This window comes from Naumannella huperziae, from assembly GCF_054073625.1.
The window spans coordinates 703,205-719,933 of sequence record NZ_JBSXPH010000001.1 but is presented as its reverse complement, the minus strand read 5'-3'; the positions used below and the strand labels follow the sequence as shown (position 1 = coordinate 719,933).

General features: G+C 71.2%; 14 protein-coding genes. 11 read left to right on the top strand and 3 right to left on the bottom strand.

Going from position 1 to position 16,729, the window contains the following annotated elements; translation table 11 throughout:
- From ACXDC7_RS03385 to ACXDC7_RS03335, 11 genes are all read left to right on the top strand, one after another.
- A complete protein-coding gene (locus tag ACXDC7_RS03385) occupies positions 1-783 on the top strand; it encodes an SDR family NAD(P)-dependent oxidoreductase (RefSeq protein ID WP_343045889.1) in 783 nt (260 codons plus the stop codon).
- A 64-nt stretch (positions 784-847) separates the two neighbouring features.
- Positions 848-1,639 (top strand): 1-acyl-sn-glycerol-3-phosphate acyltransferase, encoded by a 792-nt coding sequence (locus tag ACXDC7_RS03380; RefSeq protein ID WP_179444825.1) that lies wholly within the window; start codon positions 848-850, stop codon positions 1,637-1,639.
- Positions 1,636-3,345, top strand: a complete 1,710-nt coding sequence (locus tag ACXDC7_RS03375; protein WP_459221187.1) for an FAD-binding oxidoreductase — start codon at positions 1,636-1,638, stop codon at positions 3,343-3,345. The genes ACXDC7_RS03380 and ACXDC7_RS03375 overlap by 4 nt, the downstream gene beginning before the upstream one ends.
- Before the next feature lie 18 nt (positions 3,346-3,363).
- Complete coding sequence (locus ACXDC7_RS03370) at positions 3,364-4,257, top strand: hypothetical protein (protein ID WP_459221186.1); 894 nt, start codon at positions 3,364-3,366, stop codon at positions 4,255-4,257.
- A 62-nt stretch (positions 4,258-4,319) separates the two neighbouring features.
- Positions 4,320-5,279 carry an ABC transporter substrate-binding protein gene (locus tag ACXDC7_RS03365; RefSeq protein WP_459221185.1) on the top strand — a complete coding sequence of 320 codons (960 nt, stop codon included), beginning with the start codon at positions 4,320-4,322 and terminating at the stop codon, positions 5,277-5,279.
- Positions 5,280-5,475: 196 nt separating this feature from the next.
- A complete protein-coding gene (locus ACXDC7_RS03360; RefSeq protein WP_459221184.1) occupies positions 5,476-5,577 on the top strand; it encodes a potassium-transporting ATPase subunit F in 102 nt (33 codons plus the stop codon).
- Between the two features lie 9 nt (positions 5,578-5,586).
- Complete coding sequence (gene kdpA / locus ACXDC7_RS03355; protein ID WP_459221183.1) at positions 5,587-7,248, top strand: potassium-transporting ATPase subunit KdpA; 1,662 nt, start codon at positions 5,587-5,589, stop codon at positions 7,246-7,248.
- Positions 7,245-9,365 (top strand): potassium-transporting ATPase subunit KdpB, encoded by a 2,121-nt coding sequence (kdpB, locus tag ACXDC7_RS03350; RefSeq protein ID WP_459221182.1) that lies wholly within the window; start codon positions 7,245-7,247, stop codon positions 9,363-9,365. Before kdpA ends, kdpB begins: the two co-directional genes overlap by 4 nt.
- Before the next feature lie 19 nt (positions 9,366-9,384).
- On the top strand, positions 9,385-9,969 hold the full coding sequence (gene kdpC, locus ACXDC7_RS03345) for a potassium-transporting ATPase subunit KdpC (protein WP_459222797.1): 585 nt from the start codon (positions 9,385-9,387) through the stop codon (positions 9,967-9,969).
- Positions 9,970-9,980: 11 nt separating this feature from the next.
- Positions 9,981-12,482 (top strand): DUF4118 domain-containing protein, encoded by a 2,502-nt coding sequence (locus tag ACXDC7_RS03340; protein WP_459221181.1) that lies wholly within the window; start codon positions 9,981-9,983, stop codon positions 12,480-12,482.
- Positions 12,479-13,189, top strand: coding sequence for a response regulator (locus ACXDC7_RS03335; RefSeq protein WP_459221180.1), 711 nt, complete (start codon positions 12,479-12,481; stop codon positions 13,187-13,189). The genes ACXDC7_RS03340 and ACXDC7_RS03335 overlap by 4 nt, the downstream gene beginning before the upstream one ends.
- 1 nt (position 13,190) lies before the next feature.
- Here the strand turns inward: ACXDC7_RS03335 and ACXDC7_RS03330 are convergent, their stop codons facing one another.
- The 3 genes from ACXDC7_RS03330 to menC are packed head-to-tail and all read right to left on the bottom strand — an operon-like array spanning position 13,191 to position 16,719.
- The gene (locus tag ACXDC7_RS03330; protein ID WP_459221179.1) at positions 13,191-14,297 is read right to left on the bottom strand and encodes an amidohydrolase family protein; all 1,107 of its coding nucleotides are present in this window, start codon (positions 14,295-14,297) and stop codon (positions 13,191-13,193) included.
- A gap of 5 nt (positions 14,298-14,302) precedes the next feature.
- A complete protein-coding gene (locus tag ACXDC7_RS03325) occupies positions 14,303-15,622 on the bottom strand; it encodes a hypothetical protein (protein ID WP_459221178.1) in 1,320 nt (439 codons plus the stop codon).
- On the bottom strand, positions 15,619-16,719 hold the full coding sequence (gene menC / locus ACXDC7_RS03320) for an o-succinylbenzoate synthase (protein ID WP_459221177.1): 1,101 nt from the start codon (positions 16,717-16,719) through the stop codon (positions 15,619-15,621). The genes ACXDC7_RS03325 and menC overlap by 4 nt, the downstream gene beginning before the upstream one ends.
- Between the last annotated feature and the right edge of the window lie 10 nt (positions 16,720-16,729).

The following is a 16,729-nucleotide window of genomic DNA, read 5'->3' as shown; positions in this document are numbered from 1 at the left end:
GTGAGTCTCCCCGTCAAGCGCGCCCTGATCACCGGCGGCACCTCCGGCATCGGCGCCGCCTTCGCCCGCATCCTCGCCGCCCGCGGCGTCAACCTGGTGCTCGTCGCCCGCGACGTGAAGCGGCTGGTCGCGATGCAGGAGGAGCTGTCGGCCGAGTTCGGGGTCGAGGTGGAGGCGCTGCCCGCCGACCTGACGGACCGGCGCGCGGTCAGCGCGGTGGCCGACCGGATCGAGGACACCAGCACCAGTCCCGTGGACATGCTGGTGAACAACGCCGGCTTCGGGCTGGCGGGTGATCTGATCACCCCCGACCAGCAGTTGCACGACGAGGCCTTCGAGGTGATGATCCGCGCGGTGATGGTGCTCAGCGGCGCCGCAGCCCGCCAGCTCCGGACGAACGGCGGCGGCGTGATCGTCAACGTCTCCTCGACCGCCGGCTGGATCACGCTGGGCAACTACTCCGCGATCAAGGCGTGGGTGACGACCTACACCGAGGCGCTCGCCAACCAGTTGCGCGGGACCGGGGTGACCGCGACCGCGCTGGCACCGGGCTGGGTGCGTACCGAGTTCCACGAGCGCGCCGGGCTGAATGCCTCGAAGCTGCCCGATGCGGTCTGGATCGACGTCGACCGCCTGGTCACCGAATGCCTGCGCGATGCCGCCGCAGGCAAGGTGGTCTCGATCCCGACGCCACAGTGGGCGGCCGCGATCCAGCTCGCGCGCCTGCTCCCCCGCCCCGTGGTCCGCTGGGTGTCGCGCCAGCTCAGTTCCGGCCGGGACTGAGGGCGGGCACAGGCCGTTCGTGTCCGCGGTCGGCCCGGCGCAGCGATCTCGCTAGTGTTGGGCCGTGCAATCCCGGCAGCGCTACACCTCGAGCCTCCATGCTGCCTCCCGTTTCGTCGGCCAACACCTGCTGCTCAAGCCGGTGCTGCGCGCGTTGACGAAGGTACGCATCCACGGGCGCGAGCGGCTCAGCGGACTGCAGGGGGCCTACATCGTGGTGTCCAACCACTCCAGCCACCTCGACGCGCCACTGCTGATCACGAGCCTGCCCTACCGGCTGTCGCGGCTGCTGGCGACCGGCGTGGCGATGGACTACTTCTACTCCTCCAAGATCCGCCAGTTGCCGACGGCGCTGGTGTTCAACTCCTACCCGATCGACCGCTCCGGCAGCGGCGCCCACCGGGGCCTGTCGGGCGAGCTGCTCGGCGACGGCGTACCGCTGTTGATCTTTCCCGAGGGAACCCGGTCGAAGACCGGCCGGATGGCGCGTTTTCTGCCGGGCGCGGCCAGCCTCGCGATCAGCAATGACGTGCCGGTGATCCCGACCGCGCTGGTCGGTGCGGGCGCCGCAATGCCGCGCGGGACCAGTTGGCCCAAACGCGGCCGGCCGTCCATCGATGTGGTCTTCGGTACGCCGATGCTCCCCGGGCCCGGCGAGAGCGCGCGTCAGTTCAGCGAGCGGGTCCGCGCGGCGGTGGCCGAACTGCACGACGCGAAGGCGCTCGAGGTCGGGAAACCGACGCTGGAGGCGTACGCTCGCGGGGAAGTGTCGCTGCGCGAGGAGCAGCCGCCGAAGGCGGTCGCCTCACCGGACAGCGAGAACGAGGAACCGATCAATCCAGGAGAGCTGACATGACCGGCGTCAAGCACATGAAGTGGTGGGGCTGGGGTGTCGACGGCATCGCCTTCCACCACGAGGACAAGCCTCGACTGGCCCCGTTCGTGCTGGACAAGGTCGGGCTCGACATCACCACCCCGGGCCGGCGCTCGCTGCAGCTCGAGGATCTGACCATCCCGCCGAGCCGGCTCAGTGATCAACTCCGCGCGACGCTGACCAAGATCGTCGGCCAGGCGAATGTGGTCGACGACGATCTTGATCGCGTGGTGCACACCAAGGGCAAGAGCGTGCGCGACCTGATCCGGGTACGCCGCGGCGAGCTCGGCCGGGTGCCGGACGTGATCGTCTACCCGGGGAGCCACGAGGAGGTCCAGGAGATCGTCGATGCATGCGTCGACGCCGATGCGGTGCTGATCCCGTTCGGCGGCGGCTCGAACATCGCCGGGTCGCTGGAGGTGCCGCTGGAGGAGAATCGGCAGATCGTCTCGGTCGACCTCGGCCGGCTGAACAAGGTCTTGTCGATCGACGACGAGGCGGGGCTGGCGACCATCCAGGCCGGCGCGCTCGGGCCGGACCTGGAGGAGCAGTTGGGCCGGCGCGGTTGGACCCTCGGGCACTTCCCGGACTCGTTCTCCCACTCCACCCTGGGCGGCTGGATCGCGACCCGCTCGTCGGGGATGCAGTCGGACAAGTACGGCGACATCGCCGAGATCACCCGCGGCCTGAAGATGGCGATGCCCGGCGAGACGCTGGAGTTGCGGCCGCTGCCGAGCACCTCCACCGGGCCGAGCGTGCGGGAGATGGTGCTGGGCTCCGAGGGCCGGCTCGGCGTGATCACCGAGGCCACGGTGCAGGTGCACCGCCTGCCCGAGGTGCGCGAGATCCAGGCGTACTTCTTCCCCTCCTTCGCCGCCGGGCTGAAGGCCATGCACGACATCACCCGGTCCGAGGCGAATGTCACCGTCTCCCGGGTCTCCGATGAGCGCGAGACGGCGTTCTCCTTCGCCACCCAGAAGAAGTCCGGCGGGGTGTCGAAACTGGTCACGGCCGGGCTGATGCGGGTGCTGAAGGCGCGTGGCTGGGACCTTGATCAGATCTGCCTGTCGTTCGTCGGATTCGAGGGCTCCAAGGGCCATGTCGCCCGCCAGAAGGGCATCGTCAAGGAGATCATCTCCGAGCACGGCGGAATGAACGTCGGCACCGGCCCGGGTCAGCTCTATGACCAGAAGAAGTTCGACACCCCCTACATCCGCGACTTCCTGCTCGATCGCGGCGCGGCCGCCGACGTGTCGGAGACGGCGGCACCGTGGTCGAAGCTGAAGCCCCTGTATGACAACGTGATCGAGGCCGCGGAGAACGCGCTCGCCGAGGTCGACCGTTCCGGCTACATCATGTGCCACCTGTCGCACTCCTACCACGCGGGCGCGTGTTTGTACTTCACCTTCGCCATCGCCGACGACTCCCCCGAGGTGCTGGAGCGCTATGACGTGGTCAAGCGCGCCATCCAACAGACCTTCATCGAGTCCGGCGGTACGCTCTCCCACCACCACGGCGTCGGTGTCGAGCACTCGCCGTGGATGGAACAAGATCTCTCCCCGGCCGGCATGAAGATCATCGGGGAGCTGTTCGCCGGCGTGGATCCCAAGCAGAACCTCAATCCGGGCAAGGTCGTGCACACCGGCCGGCCGGGCGTCTCGGTGCTCTCGAAGCAGCCGGAGGACTGAGCGCCGGATCGATCGATCATGGACCTCGCGGAGGCGGTGGACCGGGTCTACGGCGCGGAGCTGACCGACTTCGTCGGGGTACGCGACGCGCTGGCCAGGCAGGCCCGGGCCGACGGCGAGCGCGAGCTGGCGACATCGATCAAGGCGCTGCGCAAGCCGACCCGGTCGGCCTGGCTGGTGAACCGGTGGGCGCGGGCCGCCCCGGAGGAGGTCGACGAGCTGGCCGGGCTCGCCGAGCTGCTGGCGCAGGCGCACCGCACCCTGGCCCCGGATGATCTTCGCGCGCTGACCCGGCAGCGCAACCAGTTGATCAACGCGCAGACGCGCAAGATCGCCGGCGGCGCGGTCTCCGCCGCGATCCAGGCCGAGATCGGGCAGATCCTGACCGGCGCGCTGACCGACGCCGCGCTGGCCGACCGGTTGCGCACCGGCACCGTGCTGCAGGCGGTGCCCGCCTCCGGCTTCGGGACGCTGGATCTCGGCGGCGACGCGCGGGTGATCCCGCTGCGGCCCCGGACCGAGCGGAAGGCCGGTGGGGCCCGGCGTGGGCGGGCAGACGACACGGCCGATGCGCAGGCGAGGGCGGCCGAGCAGGCCCGGCAGCGGGCGCTCGCCGAGGCGCAGGAGGCGGCCGATCGCGTCATGGCCGAGCTGGCGGCAGCGCGGGAGCGCGCGCAGGAGGCGGCGGCCGAGCTGGCCGCGGCCGAGGGCGCCGTGGCTGCCGCGGACGAGGCGGTCGAGGCCGCGGAGGCCGAGCTCACCCGGGCCCGCGCCGGCCGCAAGGACGCGGGCAGGCGGCGTACCCGCGCGAGTGATGCCGCCGACCAGGCGAGCGCGGCGGTCGCGTCCGCCGAGGCGGCCGCCGACGACGCCCGCGCGACGTTGGAACGCCTCGCCGGGCGCAGCGACTGACCGCTGCCCGACCGGCGGGCCCGACTCGACAGATCTTCTTAGGTGTGGCTAACCTTCGCGGCATGCTGAATCGTCGCTCGTTGTTGTTCTCGCTCGGCCTGGCCGCCGTCGCAGCCGGCACCGCCGGGTGCTCGGCCCCGGCGCCCGCCGCGCCCGCCGACGACAGCTACTCGCACACGCTGGCCGGATACGGCGGCAAGACCGTCACGCTGCCGCGCGCACCGCAGCGGGTGGTCACGGACTTCTACTCGCTCGCGGCCCTGGCGCCGTACGGGATCCGGCCGGTCGGGGCCTGGGGCTACGGGCTCGACGACGACACCTCGCTCGGCGGGGCATCGATCGAGGGCGTGCAGATCGTCGGCAAGGACGCCGAGTTCAACCTCGAGACGCTGGCCAGCCTCACCCCGGACGTACTGATCGGATTCGGCAATGCCGACGGCACCGGGTGGACGTGGTGGGAGGAGCCCGTCGCGGAGCAGGCCACCGCCATCGCGCCCTTCATGCCGATCGAGATGCGTGGACGCGGTGTGGACGAGCTGATCGGGGAGTACGCCGAACTGGCGCGCTCCCTGGGCGGCGCCGTCGACACCCCCGAGCTCGCCCGCGCCCGCGACGACTACGCCGCCGCCCAGGAGCGGATCCGCGGCCTCACCGCCGACAAGCAACTCACGGTCCTGCCGCTGTCGATCGGCGCCGACACCAACTATGTCGGCGTGAACCAGGCCCAGCTCCAACTGCTCGGTGCGTGCGGCGTGCGGTTCACCGAGTACCCGGTCGAGGGCGACAGCGCGTGGGCGGAGGTGAGCTGGGAGAATCTCGCCGGCGACGAGTCCGACCTGATCATGGTGCTCGACGGCTACCCGGCGGAGGCGGAGAAGAATCCGGTCTTCGGCGATCTGGCGGCGATCCGGGCGGGGCAGCGTACCCCCTGGAACGACAAGCGGCCCTATCACCACGCGAACTACGCCGCCTGGCTCAACCAGTTCGCCGACGCCTACACCGCCGCCCGTCCCCTGACCTGATCAGACGGGCGCACGCCGCCCGCGTCAAGATTTCGTCAAGATCACGGCGCCGGTCGCCAAGAACCCGTCAAGAACCCCCGCGTAACGGTCCACGCGGGTGTGTCCTGACGGACGTGTTCGATGCACTGTTCCTGATCATCCTGATCGCGTTCTTCGCCACCGTCGCCACCCTCGCCACGGTTCGTGGAGCCCGGCCGTGACCGACCTGCTCGCCATCGAGAACATCGCGGGCCTGGTGATCGCCGCGGTGCTCTTGTGCTACCTGCTCCATTCACTGGTCTTCCCCGACCGCTACTGAGGACCGACCATGACCCCGACCGCCGCCGGCGCGCTGCAAGCCGGCCTCTTGATCATGCTCATCGCCGCCTGTCACGTCCCGGTGGGCCGACTGCTGTACGCCACCGCCACCGGCGAGCGCCACCTCCGCGTCGAGCGGGTGATCTACCGCCTGATCGGCGTCGATCCGCGGGCCGAGCAGAATGCCCGCAACTACCTGCTGGCCGTGCTCGGCTTCAGCCTCGCGGGCGTCCTGCTGCTGTACACCATGCTGCGGCTCCAGGCGTACCTGCCGATGAGCCTGGACCGTCCCGGCTTCGAACCCGACGGCGCTTTCAACACCGCGATCTCGTTCGTCACCAATACCAACTGGCAGTGGTACTCGGGCGACTCCGCCCTCGGACACACGGTGCAGATGGCGGGCCTCGCGGTCCAGAACTTCCTCTCCGGCGCGGTCGGCATCTGCGTCGCGTTCGTACTGGTACGCGGATTCGCCCGGGGCGGCACCGAGCAGCTCGGCAATTTCTGGGTAGACCTGACCCGGGTCACGCTGCGCGTGCTGCTGCCGCTGTCGATCATCGTCGCCGTGCTCTTCCTGCTGGGCGGCGCGGTGCAGAACTTCGCCGCGCCGGTACCGGTCGACACCCTGAACGGCGGCCAGCAGCTCATCCCCGGCGGCCCGGTCGCGTCCCAGGAGGCGATCAAGCAGCTCGGCACCAATGGCGGCGGCTTCTACAACGCCAATGCCGCACATCCCTTCGAGAATCCCAATCCGGCGACCAACCTGCTGTCGATCTGGGCGCTGCTGGTGATCCCGTTCTCGCTGCCCCATGCCTTCGGCAAGATGGTCGGCGACCGCCGCCAGGGGATCGCGATCACCGCGATCATGGGTATGCTCTGGCTCGGCTCGGTGATCATCATCACCGCCTCCGAGATCGCCGGCCGCGGCACGGCACCCGTCGCCGCCGGTGGCGCGCTGGAGGGCAAGGAGGCCCGCTTCGGCGAATGGGCCTCCGCGCTCTACGCCGCCTCCACCACCGGCACGTCGACCGGCGCCGTGAACGCGATGCACGACTCGTTCACCGCCGCGGGCGGCGGGATGGCCATGCTGAACATGATGCTCGGCGAGGTCTCCCCCGGCGGCGTCGGCACCGGCCTGTACTCGATGCTGATGATCGCGGTGCTGACCGTCTTCCTGGCGGGCCTGATGGTCGGCCGCAGCCCGGAGTACCTCGGCAAGCGGATCGGCCGCGACGAGATCACCCTGGTCGCGCCTGCCATGTTGGCGATGCCGTTCGCGCTGCTGGTCGGCGCGGCGATCTCGATCATGAACCCGAGCGGCCTGGACTCGCTGGCCAATACCGGGCCGCACGGCCTGTCGGAGATGCTCTACGGGTACGCCTCGGCCGCCAACAACAACGGCTCGGCCTTCGCCGGCCTGAGCGCGGGCACGCCGCTGCTGAACACGGGCCTCGGTCTGGCCATGCTGATCGGGCGGTTCGTGCCGATCGCCTGCGTGCTGTTGCTGGCCGGCCGGCTGGCCGCCCAGCCGCGTGCCGAGGCCAATGCCGGGACGTTCCCGACCCACGGCCCGCTGTTCGTCTCGCTGGCGACGTTCGTGGTGATCGTCGTCGCCGGGCTCACCTTCTTCCCGGCGCTCGCGCTGGGCCCGATCGCGGAGGCACTCGCATGAACACCCGTACCGACACCGGCTCCACCCGCACCGGCCCCACCCGCACCGGCCCGCGCGCCTCGCTGCCCGAACCGGCCGGCGGCGCCCGGGCGGGCGCGCAGGGTCCGACCCGCGGCGGGTTCGGCTCCGAGGTGATCATCGCGGCCATCCCGGGGGCGTTCCGTCGGCTCGACCCGCGACACCTTCTGCGCCAACCGGTGCTGTTCGTGGTCTGGGTGGGCTCGGTGCTCGCCACCGTCCTCACCGTGCTGCACCCGAGCGTGTTCTCGGTCGGCCTGGTGATCTGGCTGTGGGCGACCGTGCTGTTCGCCAATCTCGCCGAGGCGATCGCCGAGGGCCGCGGGAAGGCCCAGGCGGCCAGCCTGCGCGCCGCCCGGACCGATGCCGTAGCGCGCCGGCTGACCGGCGGCATCGAGGAATCGGTGCCCGCTTCCGCGCTGTCGCGCGGCGACCTGGTCGTCGTCGAGGCCGGCGAGGTGATCCCGGGCGACGGCGATGTCGTCGAGGGCGTCGCCAGCGTCGACGAGTCCGCGATCACCGGCGAGTCGGCCCCGGTGATCCGCGAGTCCGGCGGCGACCGTTCCGCGGTCACCGGCGGCACCCGGGTGCTCTCGGACCGGATCGTGGTCAAGATCACCCAGCAGCCCGGGGAATCCTTCCTGGACAAGATGATCGCCCTGGTCGAGGGGGCCGATCGGCGGCGTACTCCCAACGAGGTCGCGCTGACCATCGTGTTGTCGGCGCTGACCATCATCTTCTTGCTGGCCGTCGTCACCCTGCAGGCGTTCGCCGTCTACTCCGGCGGGCAGCAGCAGGTGATCGTGCTGGTGGCGCTGCTGGTCTGCCTCATCCCGACCACCATCGGCGCCCTGCTGTCGGCCATCGGCATCGCCGGCATGGACCGGCTGGTCCGTCGCAATGTGCTCGCCATGTCCGGCCGTGCCGTCGAGGCCGCCGGCGATGTCGGCGTACTGCTGCTGGACAAGACCGGCACCATCACGCACGGCAACCGGCAGGCCCGCGAGATCACCCCCGCCCGCGGCGTCGAGGTCGCCGACCTGGCCGCGGCGGCACGGTTGTCGTCGCTGGCGGACGAGACGCCCGAGGGCCGCTCGATCGTCGACCTGGTCGCCGCCGACCACGGCGCGCTCGGCGATGCGCCGCCCGGCTGCGCGTTCGTCGCCTTCACCGCGGAGACCCGGATGAGCGGGGTCGACCTCCCCGGCGGGGGGGGCATCCGCAAGGGCGCGGCGAGCGCCTGCGTCGCATGGGTACGCGCCACCGGCGGCACCGTGGGCGACGACATCACCGAGGCGGTCGACCGGGTCGCTGCTGTCGGCGGTACGCCGCTGGTGGTCGCCGAACAGCCCGCCGACGGGCCGGCCCGCTGCCTGGGCGTGATCTTCCTCGCCGATGTGGTCAAGGACGGCATCTCCGAGCGCTTCGACGCGCTCCGCGCGATGGGCATCCGGACGGTGATGATCACCGGCGACAACCGCCGCACGGCCGCCCACATCGCCGCCGAGGCGGGAGTCGACGACTTCCTCGCCGAGGCCAGGCCGGAGGACAAGGTGGCCCTGATCACCGCCGAACAGGCCAAGGGGCATCTGGTGGCGATGGCCGGTGACGGCACCAACGACGCGCCGGCGCTGGCCCGGGCCGATGTCGGTGTCGCGATGAACACCGGCACCACCGCGGCCAAGGAGGCCGGCAACATGGTCGATCTCGATTCCGACCCGACCAAGCTGATCGAGACGGTCGAGATCGGCAAGCAGTTGCTGATGACCCGGGGCGCCCTGACGACCTTCTCCATCGCCAACGATGTCGCGAAGTACTTCGCGATCATCCCCGCCATGTTCGCCGCCGTGTTTCCCCAGCTCGCCGTGCTGAACATCATGCGGTTGTCCTCGCCGAGCTCGGCGATCCTGTCCGCGGTGATCTTCAACGCGCTGATCATCGTGGCCCTGATCCCGTTGGCGCTCAAGGGGGTACGCTCGCGCGCCCGCTCGGCCGCCGATCTGCTACGGCGCAATCTGCTGATCTATGGCGTCGGCGGCCTGATCGCCCCGTTCATCGGGATCAAGCTGATCGATCTCGTCGTCTCGCTCCTCGTCTGATCCCCACACCGCCAAGGAACTGATCATGTCTGCCCTTTCTCGCCACACCTTCGCCGGGCTCCGCGCGCTGGCCGTCTTCACGCTGCTGCTCGGCATCGGCTACCCGTTGCTGGTCTTCGGCATCGGCCAGATCGCCGCCCCCTGGCAGGCGGGCGGGTCGCTGGTCAGCGCCGGCGGCCGCCCGGTCGGTTCGGCGCTGATCGGGCAGAACTTCGACCAGCCGGGACAACTGTGGGGCCGGCCCTCGGCCGCCGGCGACGGCTATGACGCCCAGTCCTCCGGCGGCAGCAATCTCGGCCCGAACGACGCCGGCCTGACCGAGGAGATCGCGACGCGCCGGGCGTACCTCGCCGAGGTCAACGGGGTGCTGCCCGAGCAGGTCCCCGCCGACGCCGTGACCGCCTCCGGCTCGGGGCTCGACCCGCACATCTCCCCCGCCTACGCCGAGATCCAGGTCGAGCGGATCGCCCGCGCCCGCGGGGTGACCGGGCTGCAGGTGCGGGCGGCGATCGCCGAGGCGACCGATGACCGGCTGCTCGGCTTCCTCGGTCAGCCCACGGTCAACGTGGTGCAGGCCAATCTGGCGCTGGACCGGCTGTCCTAGGCTGGCTCCTTGTGACGGGAGGCGACCGCCGGGGCGAGCTGCGGGTCCTGCTCGGGGCCGCCCCGGGTGTGGGCAAGACCTACGCGATGCTGAACGAGGGCCGGCGGCGCGCCGCCCGCGGCACCGACGTGGTGGTCGGGTTCGTCGAGACCCATGGCCGGGCCCGCACGGCCGAGCAGGTGGCGGGGCTGGAGGTGATCGCGCGCCGGACCGTCACCCACCGCAGCGCGGAGTTCACCGAGATGGATGTCGACGCGATCCTCGCCCGCGAGCCGCAGGTGGTGCTGGTCGACGAGCTGGCCCACACGAATGTGCCCGGGTCGCGGCATGCGCGCCGGTGTGCCGATGTCGAGGAACTGCTCGCGGCGGGCATCGACGTGATCACCACCGTGAACGTGCAGCACCTGGAGTCCCTGAACGATGTGGTCGAGTCGATCACCGGCATCCGACAGAACGAGACCGTGCCGGATGCCGTGGTCCGGGCCGCCGACCAGATCGAGCTCGTCGACATGGCGCCGGAGGCGCTGCGCCGCCGGATGGCGCACGGCAATGTCTACCCGGCCGAGCGCGTCGATGCCGCGCTGCACAACTATTTCCGGCCGGGCAACCTGGCCGCGCTGCGGGAGCTGGCGCTGCTCTGGGTGGCCGATCGGGTCGATGCCGGGCTGGCCCGCTACCGGACCGAGCACCGGATCGACGCGCCCTGGCCGACCCGGGACCGGGTGGTCGTCGCGCTCTCCGGCGGACCCGAGGGCGCGGCGCTGATCCGCCGCGGCGCGCGTACCGCGGGGAAGGGCGTGGGCGGCGAGCTGCACGCCGTCTACGTTGCCCGCAGCGACGGGCTGGCCCACCGCGATTCCCGGGCCCTGCATGATCAGCGGGCGCTGGTCGAGGACCTCGCCGGCACCTTCCACACCTTGACCGGCGACGACCCGGCCGAGGCGGTGCTGGAGTACGCCCGGAGCGTGAACGCCACCTCGATCGTGGTCGGACAGTCGCGCCGCCGGTCCTGGCAGCGGCTCGTCCGGACGCCGGTCAGTGCCCGCATCGTCGGCGGCTCGGGCGACATCGACTGTCAGATTGTCACCCACGACTGGGTGGGCAGCGGGGCGAATCCCACGCCCCGCCAGCTCAGCCTGCGGCGGCGGTTGATCGGCGCCGTGCTTGCCGTGGTCCTGCCGGTGCTGCTGACGGCCTTCTTCGCCGCCTCCCCCGCGCTGCAGGGCCACCAGGTGTCGCTGGTCAGCTTCCTCGCCGCGACGGTGCTGGTCGCGCTGGTCGGCGGGCTGGTGCCGGCGATCGTCGCGGCGCTGCTGAGCAGCGTGTTGATCAACTTCTTCTTCACCGATCCGCGCTACACCCTGACCATCGCCGATCCGTTGAATGTGGCCGGGCTGATCATCTTCGTCGTGGTGGCGGTCGCGGTCTCGCTGGTGGTCGGCGGTGCGGCGCGACGGGCCCGGCAGGCCGCCGAGGCCAGGGCCGAGGCCGACACGCTGCTGGCGCTGACCACCGACACCCTGCGACCCGAGGCGTCGGTCTCCTCGGTGCTGGCCCGGATCCAGGAGACCTTCCGGCAGCGGGTCGTGCTGTTGCGCCATCGCGACAGCGACACCGCACCCTGGGTGGTGGAGGCGCGGGCGGGCGGAACCGCCGAGGGGGCGCCGGACACCGAGCTGGCACTGGACGACCGGCGCTCGTTCGCGCTGCACGGCCGCGGGTTGACCCCGGCCGAGCAGCGGGTGCTGACCGCCTTCGGCAACCAGGTGATGGCCCAGTTGGAGCGCCACGACCTCGCCGCCGAGGCCGGCCAGGCCCGCGAGCTGGCCGCCCGGAACGCCTTCCAGACCTCGCTGCTGGCCGCGGTCTCACACGATCTGCGGACCCCGCTGGCCTCGATCAAGGCGAGCCTCGGTGGCGTCCTGGCCGAGGACGTGAACCTGCCCGAACACCACCGCCGCGAGTTGTTGATCATGGCCGACGAGAGCGCGGACCGACTGTCGCGGTTGATCGGGAACCTGCTCGACATGACCCGCCTGCAGACCCAGGAGATGGCGGTGCAGCGCCGCCGCGTACTGGTCGACGAGGTGTTGCGCGGCGCGCTCGCCGGCGCGGATGCGGATGCGGTCTCGGTGGACCAGCGCGGGCAGTTGCTGCTGATCGACACCGACCGGGGGCTCGCCGAGCGGATCCTCGCCAATGTGGTGGACAATGCGGTACGCCATCAGCCACCCGGGCAGCCGATCCGCGTCGACATCGCCGCGCTGCCCGAACAAGATCGCGTGGAGGTGCGGGTGATCGATCATGGTCCGGGCGTCAGCGCCGATGTCCGCGGACGGATGTTCCGGGCATTCCAGCGCGCCGGCGATGCGCCGGCCGGGTCGGGCCTCGGGCTCGGGTTGGCTGTCGCCGCCGGGTTCGCCGACGCGGTCGGCGCCCGGATCCAGGCCGAGGACACACCGGGCGGCGGGCTGACGATGATCATCTCGTTCCCGGCAGGGCAGGCCCGATGACGGAGCCCACCCCGAGGATCCTGGTGGTCGACGACGAGCCGTCGCTCAGCCGGGCACTGAAGATCAACCTCTCCGCCCGTGGCTATCAGGTGATCACGGCCGCCGACGCGGGCGCCGCGCTGCGCGCGATGGCCGATGCGCACGTTGATCTGGTGCTGCTCGATCTCGGCCTGCCCGATGCCGACGGGATGGAGGTGCTCGCGGGCATCCGGGGCTGGTCGAGCGTACCGATCATCGTGTTGTCCGCGCGGCAGGCGGCGGACGACAAGGTCGAGGCGCTGGACGCCGGCGCCGACGACTATGTGACGAAGCCGTTCGAGCTGACCGAGCTGCTGGCCCGGATCCGGGCCGGGCTGCGCCACCGCCGCGAGGCGCCCGCCGAACCAGTACTGAGCGCGGGCGAGCTGCGGATCGACCTGGCCCGCTCGATCGTCGAGCGGTCGGGTACGCCCGTGCGGCTCACCCCGACCGAGTGGCGGCTGCTGGAGATCTTGGCCCGGCACCCCGACACGCTGGTCAGCCAGGCGCGGCTGCTCGCCGAGGTCTGGGGCCCGGGGTATGAGAAGGAGACGCACTACCTGCGTACCTACTTCGCCACCCTGCGCCGCAAGCTCGAGGCCGACCCCGCCCGTCCCGTGCACCTGATCACCGAGCCCGGGCTCGGCTACCGGCTGATCACCGGGAGCGCGGCCGCAGGCGACGCGTGAGTCACAGGCCGTAGACGGCCACGGCATTCTCCCGGCCGATCAACGCCAGCACCCGTCGGGCGTCGGCGAGCTCCCACTCCCCCGCGTCGACGAATCCCGCGAGCACGGCCGCCATCCCGCGCCGCCACAACCGCGCACCCAACAGGTGCAACTCGGGCAGCCCGAAGGCATCGGAGGAATAGAGCTGCTTGCCGAACGGTGCCACCTCGAGCGATTCCGCGATCACGGCCCGGCTCGCCGCACCGGAGTGGGTGATCGCCAACCCGACATCGAAGTAGACCGATCCGAAGACCTCGGCCAGATAGCCCGCCTGCCGGTGATAAGGGTAGTTGTGCAGCAACATGATCGGTACGCCCGATCCCTCGACCGCTCGCAGCCACGGAGTCAGCAGCAACGGGTCGGCCAGCCGAAGATCAAGATCGGCATCGCCGTAGCCGCAGTGCAGTTGCAACGGCCGGCCCGCATCGATCGCCCACCACTGCAACTGCCGCAGCAGGACCGGGTCCGTCAGCCGCCCGGCGCCGGCCGCGGCGTACCGGTCCAGGGCGGCCAGCAATGCCGCGCGCGACGGGCGCTCGGCGGGCACGTCGAAGCCCGAGCGGTACGCCATCACGCTCTTGAACGCGATCGCATCCGTCTCGGCCAGCGCCGCCGGAAAGCGATCCAGGAAGTCGCTCGGGCTCGGGTCCTCCGCGAGCAGGTCCTCGGCCAGGGCCTCCAGCCGCAGCACCTCGGCCACCCGCTGCCCGGTCAGCGCCGCCATCTCCTCGATGCCCAACAGGCCGGCGGCGGCGAAGCCGGTGTCGATCAGCAGCGTGTCGGTCCCGGCGGCGGCAAGCAGCCGCCGGGCCACCTCGGTCTCGCCGAGCGCCACCCGCGCGGCGAGGTACGCCTCGGCATCCGCCGACGGCTCCAGCCCGAGCAGCGGCGCGCACCACCGACGAACCGCGAAGCCCAGTTGTGTGTCGAACCCGTTGCCGCCGGCCCGCTCGGTCAGCAGCTCCTCGAACTCCGCGCGGTCCGGAGCCTTCCGCAGCGCACCGTGCACATGATGATCGACCAGCGGCAGGCTCTCCGCGTACTCGGCCAGCATTTCGGCGGCGTTCATGATCATCAGCCCGACCAGGCGTAGCGCACCCGCTCGTGCACCCCGTCGGGATCGACATGGCGGGCCTCGTGCCGGCGCACCGCCAGCACGGCCTCGTGCAGCTCGTCCCCGAGGATCGACCTGACCACCGCGCTGGCCGCGAACGCGTTGATCCGCTCCTGCGGGTCGGTGGGCAGGGCGACGATGCCACGGCCGTGGCGCTCGGTCTCGGCCAGGGTCTGTGGGTCGACCTGGACCGGCGCGACGTCGGACACCGCCGATTCCAGGCCGTGCGCGGCCAGACCCAGCACCAGCCCGGTCGCCAGCCAGGGATTCGCGCCGCCGTCGATGCACTTGACCTCGACATTGGCCCCGCGCGGGTTGCCCGGGCCACCGGCGATGTAGCGCACCGCGGCCTCCCGGTTCTCCACACCCCACGCGGCCCACGCGCCCGACCAACTGCCCGGTTGCAGCCGTTCGCCGGAGACGACGGTGCCGGCGAGCACGGCGATCGCGGCGGGCAGTTCGGTGACGATCCCGGCAATCGCGGCCAGGCCGTCGGCCGGTACGCCGGTGCCGTCGCCGGCGAACAGGGGCGTCTTGTCGCGGGCCAGCGACAGATGCAGGTGCGCGCCGTTGCCGCTGCCACCGGGGGCGGGCTGTGGGGAGAAGCTGGTCAGCAGGCCGTGCTCGCGCGCGACCCGGCCGATCACGGTACGGGCCAGGATCACCCGGTCGGCGGCGGTCAGCGGGTCGGCAGGCGGCAGCGACAGCTCGACCTGGCCGCCCCCGAACTCGGCGTGGAACTGCTCGACCGGCGCACCGACCCGGGCGAGCGCCGCGCAGACATCGGCGGCGAATCCCGCGTGGGCGAAGTGCTGCTGGGCGCCATAGGGCGGCCAACCCGTGACCGGGCTGACCGGGCCCCCGTCGGCGGCGTACAGGGTGAACTCCAACTCGTGTCCGAGCCGTGCGGCGACGCCGATCCGTTCCAACCGCGTGACCTGGCGGCGCACGACGTCACGCCAGCAGTAGGCAGAGATGGCACCGTCCTGATCGCGCAGGTCGGCAGCCGCCCAGCCGAACCCGCCGGGCAACAGCACGGCGCTGGCGAGATCGGCGGTGAGCCGGTTGTCGCCGACCGGGCTGATCGCCTCGGTCTCGGCGACGCAACCGTCGACGCAGAAGACCGACCAGGTCGCCGAGGCCCCGAAGCCCGACGTCGCCAGTGCCTCGATCCGGTGCGCCGGCGCGGTCTTGGCGCGCAACACGCCGCCGGTGTCGCTGATCACGGCGGTCAGGGTGCGCATCCCGCGCAGGCGCTCGTCCGTCGGCGTACCGGTCATCGGATCGTGCTCGTCCGGACGGTGAAGTCCGCGAGCGCGGCGGGATCCGGATCGATGCCGATGCCCGACCCGGTCGGCACCGCCATCTGCCCGTCGGCGATGGTGAACGGCTCGGTCAGGTCGCGTTCGTAGTAGCGCTCGGAGGCCGAGATGTCGTTCGGCAGCGTGAATCCGGGCAGGCTGGCGAGCGCCAGATTGGCCGCCCGGCCGACCCCGGACTCCAGCATCCCACCGCACCAGACCTGCACTCCCCAGCTCCGGCACAGATCATGGATCCGCCGCGACTCCAGGTAGCCACCGACCCGGCCCGGCTTGATGTTGATCACCGAACAGGCGCCCAGCCGCAGCGCGGTGAGCGCGGCGCGCGCGGAGGTGATCGACTCGTCCAGGCAGATCGGGGTCGTCATCGCGGCCGCCAGTTCGGCATGTCCGAGCAGCTCGTCGGAGGCCAGTGGCTGTTCCAACATGATCATTTCATGGCGGTCGAGGCGGCGCAGATGTGGCAGATCGGACAGCTCGTAGGCCGCATTGGCATCGGCCTGCAGGATCAGGTCGGGCCCGAACTTCTCCCGGACCGCGGCGACGGGCTCCAGGTCCCAGCCGGGCTCGATCTTCAGCTTGATCCGCAGGTAGCCGGCAGCCAGGTAGCCCGCAACGATGTCGAGCAGTTCGCCGATCGAGGGTTGGATCCCGACACTGACGCCGCACGGTACGCGCTCGCGCACCCCGCCCAGCTCGGTGGACAGCGAGTCGCCCCGGCCGCGCAGCTCCGCATCGAGCACGGCCGTCTCCACGCACGACTTGGCCATCCGATGGCCGCGGATCCGATGCAGATCCTCGGCGATGGTGGCGGCGCGCAGCTCGCGCTCGCCGATCAGCGGCAACAGGTGCCGCTCGATGACGTCCAGCTCGGCCCCGAGGTACTCACTGGAGTAGTGCGGCAGCGCCGGGGCGACACACTCGCCCCAGCCGACCGCATCCTCGGTCTCGATTCGGAGCAGGCCGAGGGCGTGGGTCACCTCGTGCCCGAACGAGGTCCGGAACGCCGACCGCAGCGGCAGCTCGACCTGATGAAGCTCGGCATTCACGATGCGCATGGATGTCCTC

Coding starts and splice junctions, on each gene's coding strand:
- ACXDC7_RS03375 (WP_459221187.1), top strand. CDS start 1,636: ATGACCGGCGTCAAGCACATGAAGTGGTGGGGCTGGGGTGTCGACGGC.
- ACXDC7_RS03370 (WP_459221186.1), top strand. CDS start 3,364: ATGGACCTCGCGGAGGCGGTGGACCGGGTCTACGGCGCGGAGCTGACC.
- ACXDC7_RS03365 (WP_459221185.1), top strand. CDS start 4,320: ATGCTGAATCGTCGCTCGTTGTTGTTCTCGCTCGGCCTGGCCGCCGTC.
- kdpA (WP_459221183.1), top strand. CDS start 5,587: ATGACCCCGACCGCCGCCGGCGCGCTGCAAGCCGGCCTCTTGATCATG.
- kdpB (WP_459221182.1), top strand. CDS start 7,245: ATGAACACCCGTACCGACACCGGCTCCACCCGCACCGGCCCCACCCGC.
- ACXDC7_RS03335 (WP_459221180.1), top strand. CDS start 12,479: ATGACGGAGCCCACCCCGAGGATCCTGGTGGTCGACGACGAGCCGTCG.
- ACXDC7_RS03330 (WP_459221179.1), bottom strand. CDS start 14,297: ATGAACGCCGCCGAAATGCTGGCCGAGTACGCGGAGAGCCTGCCGCTG.
- ACXDC7_RS03325 (WP_459221178.1), bottom strand. CDS start 15,622: ATGACCGGTACGCCGACGGACGAGCGCCTGCGCGGGATGCGCACCCTG.
- menC (WP_459221177.1), bottom strand. CDS start 16,719: ATGCGCATCGTGAATGCCGAGCTTCATCAGGTCGAGCTGCCGCTGCGG.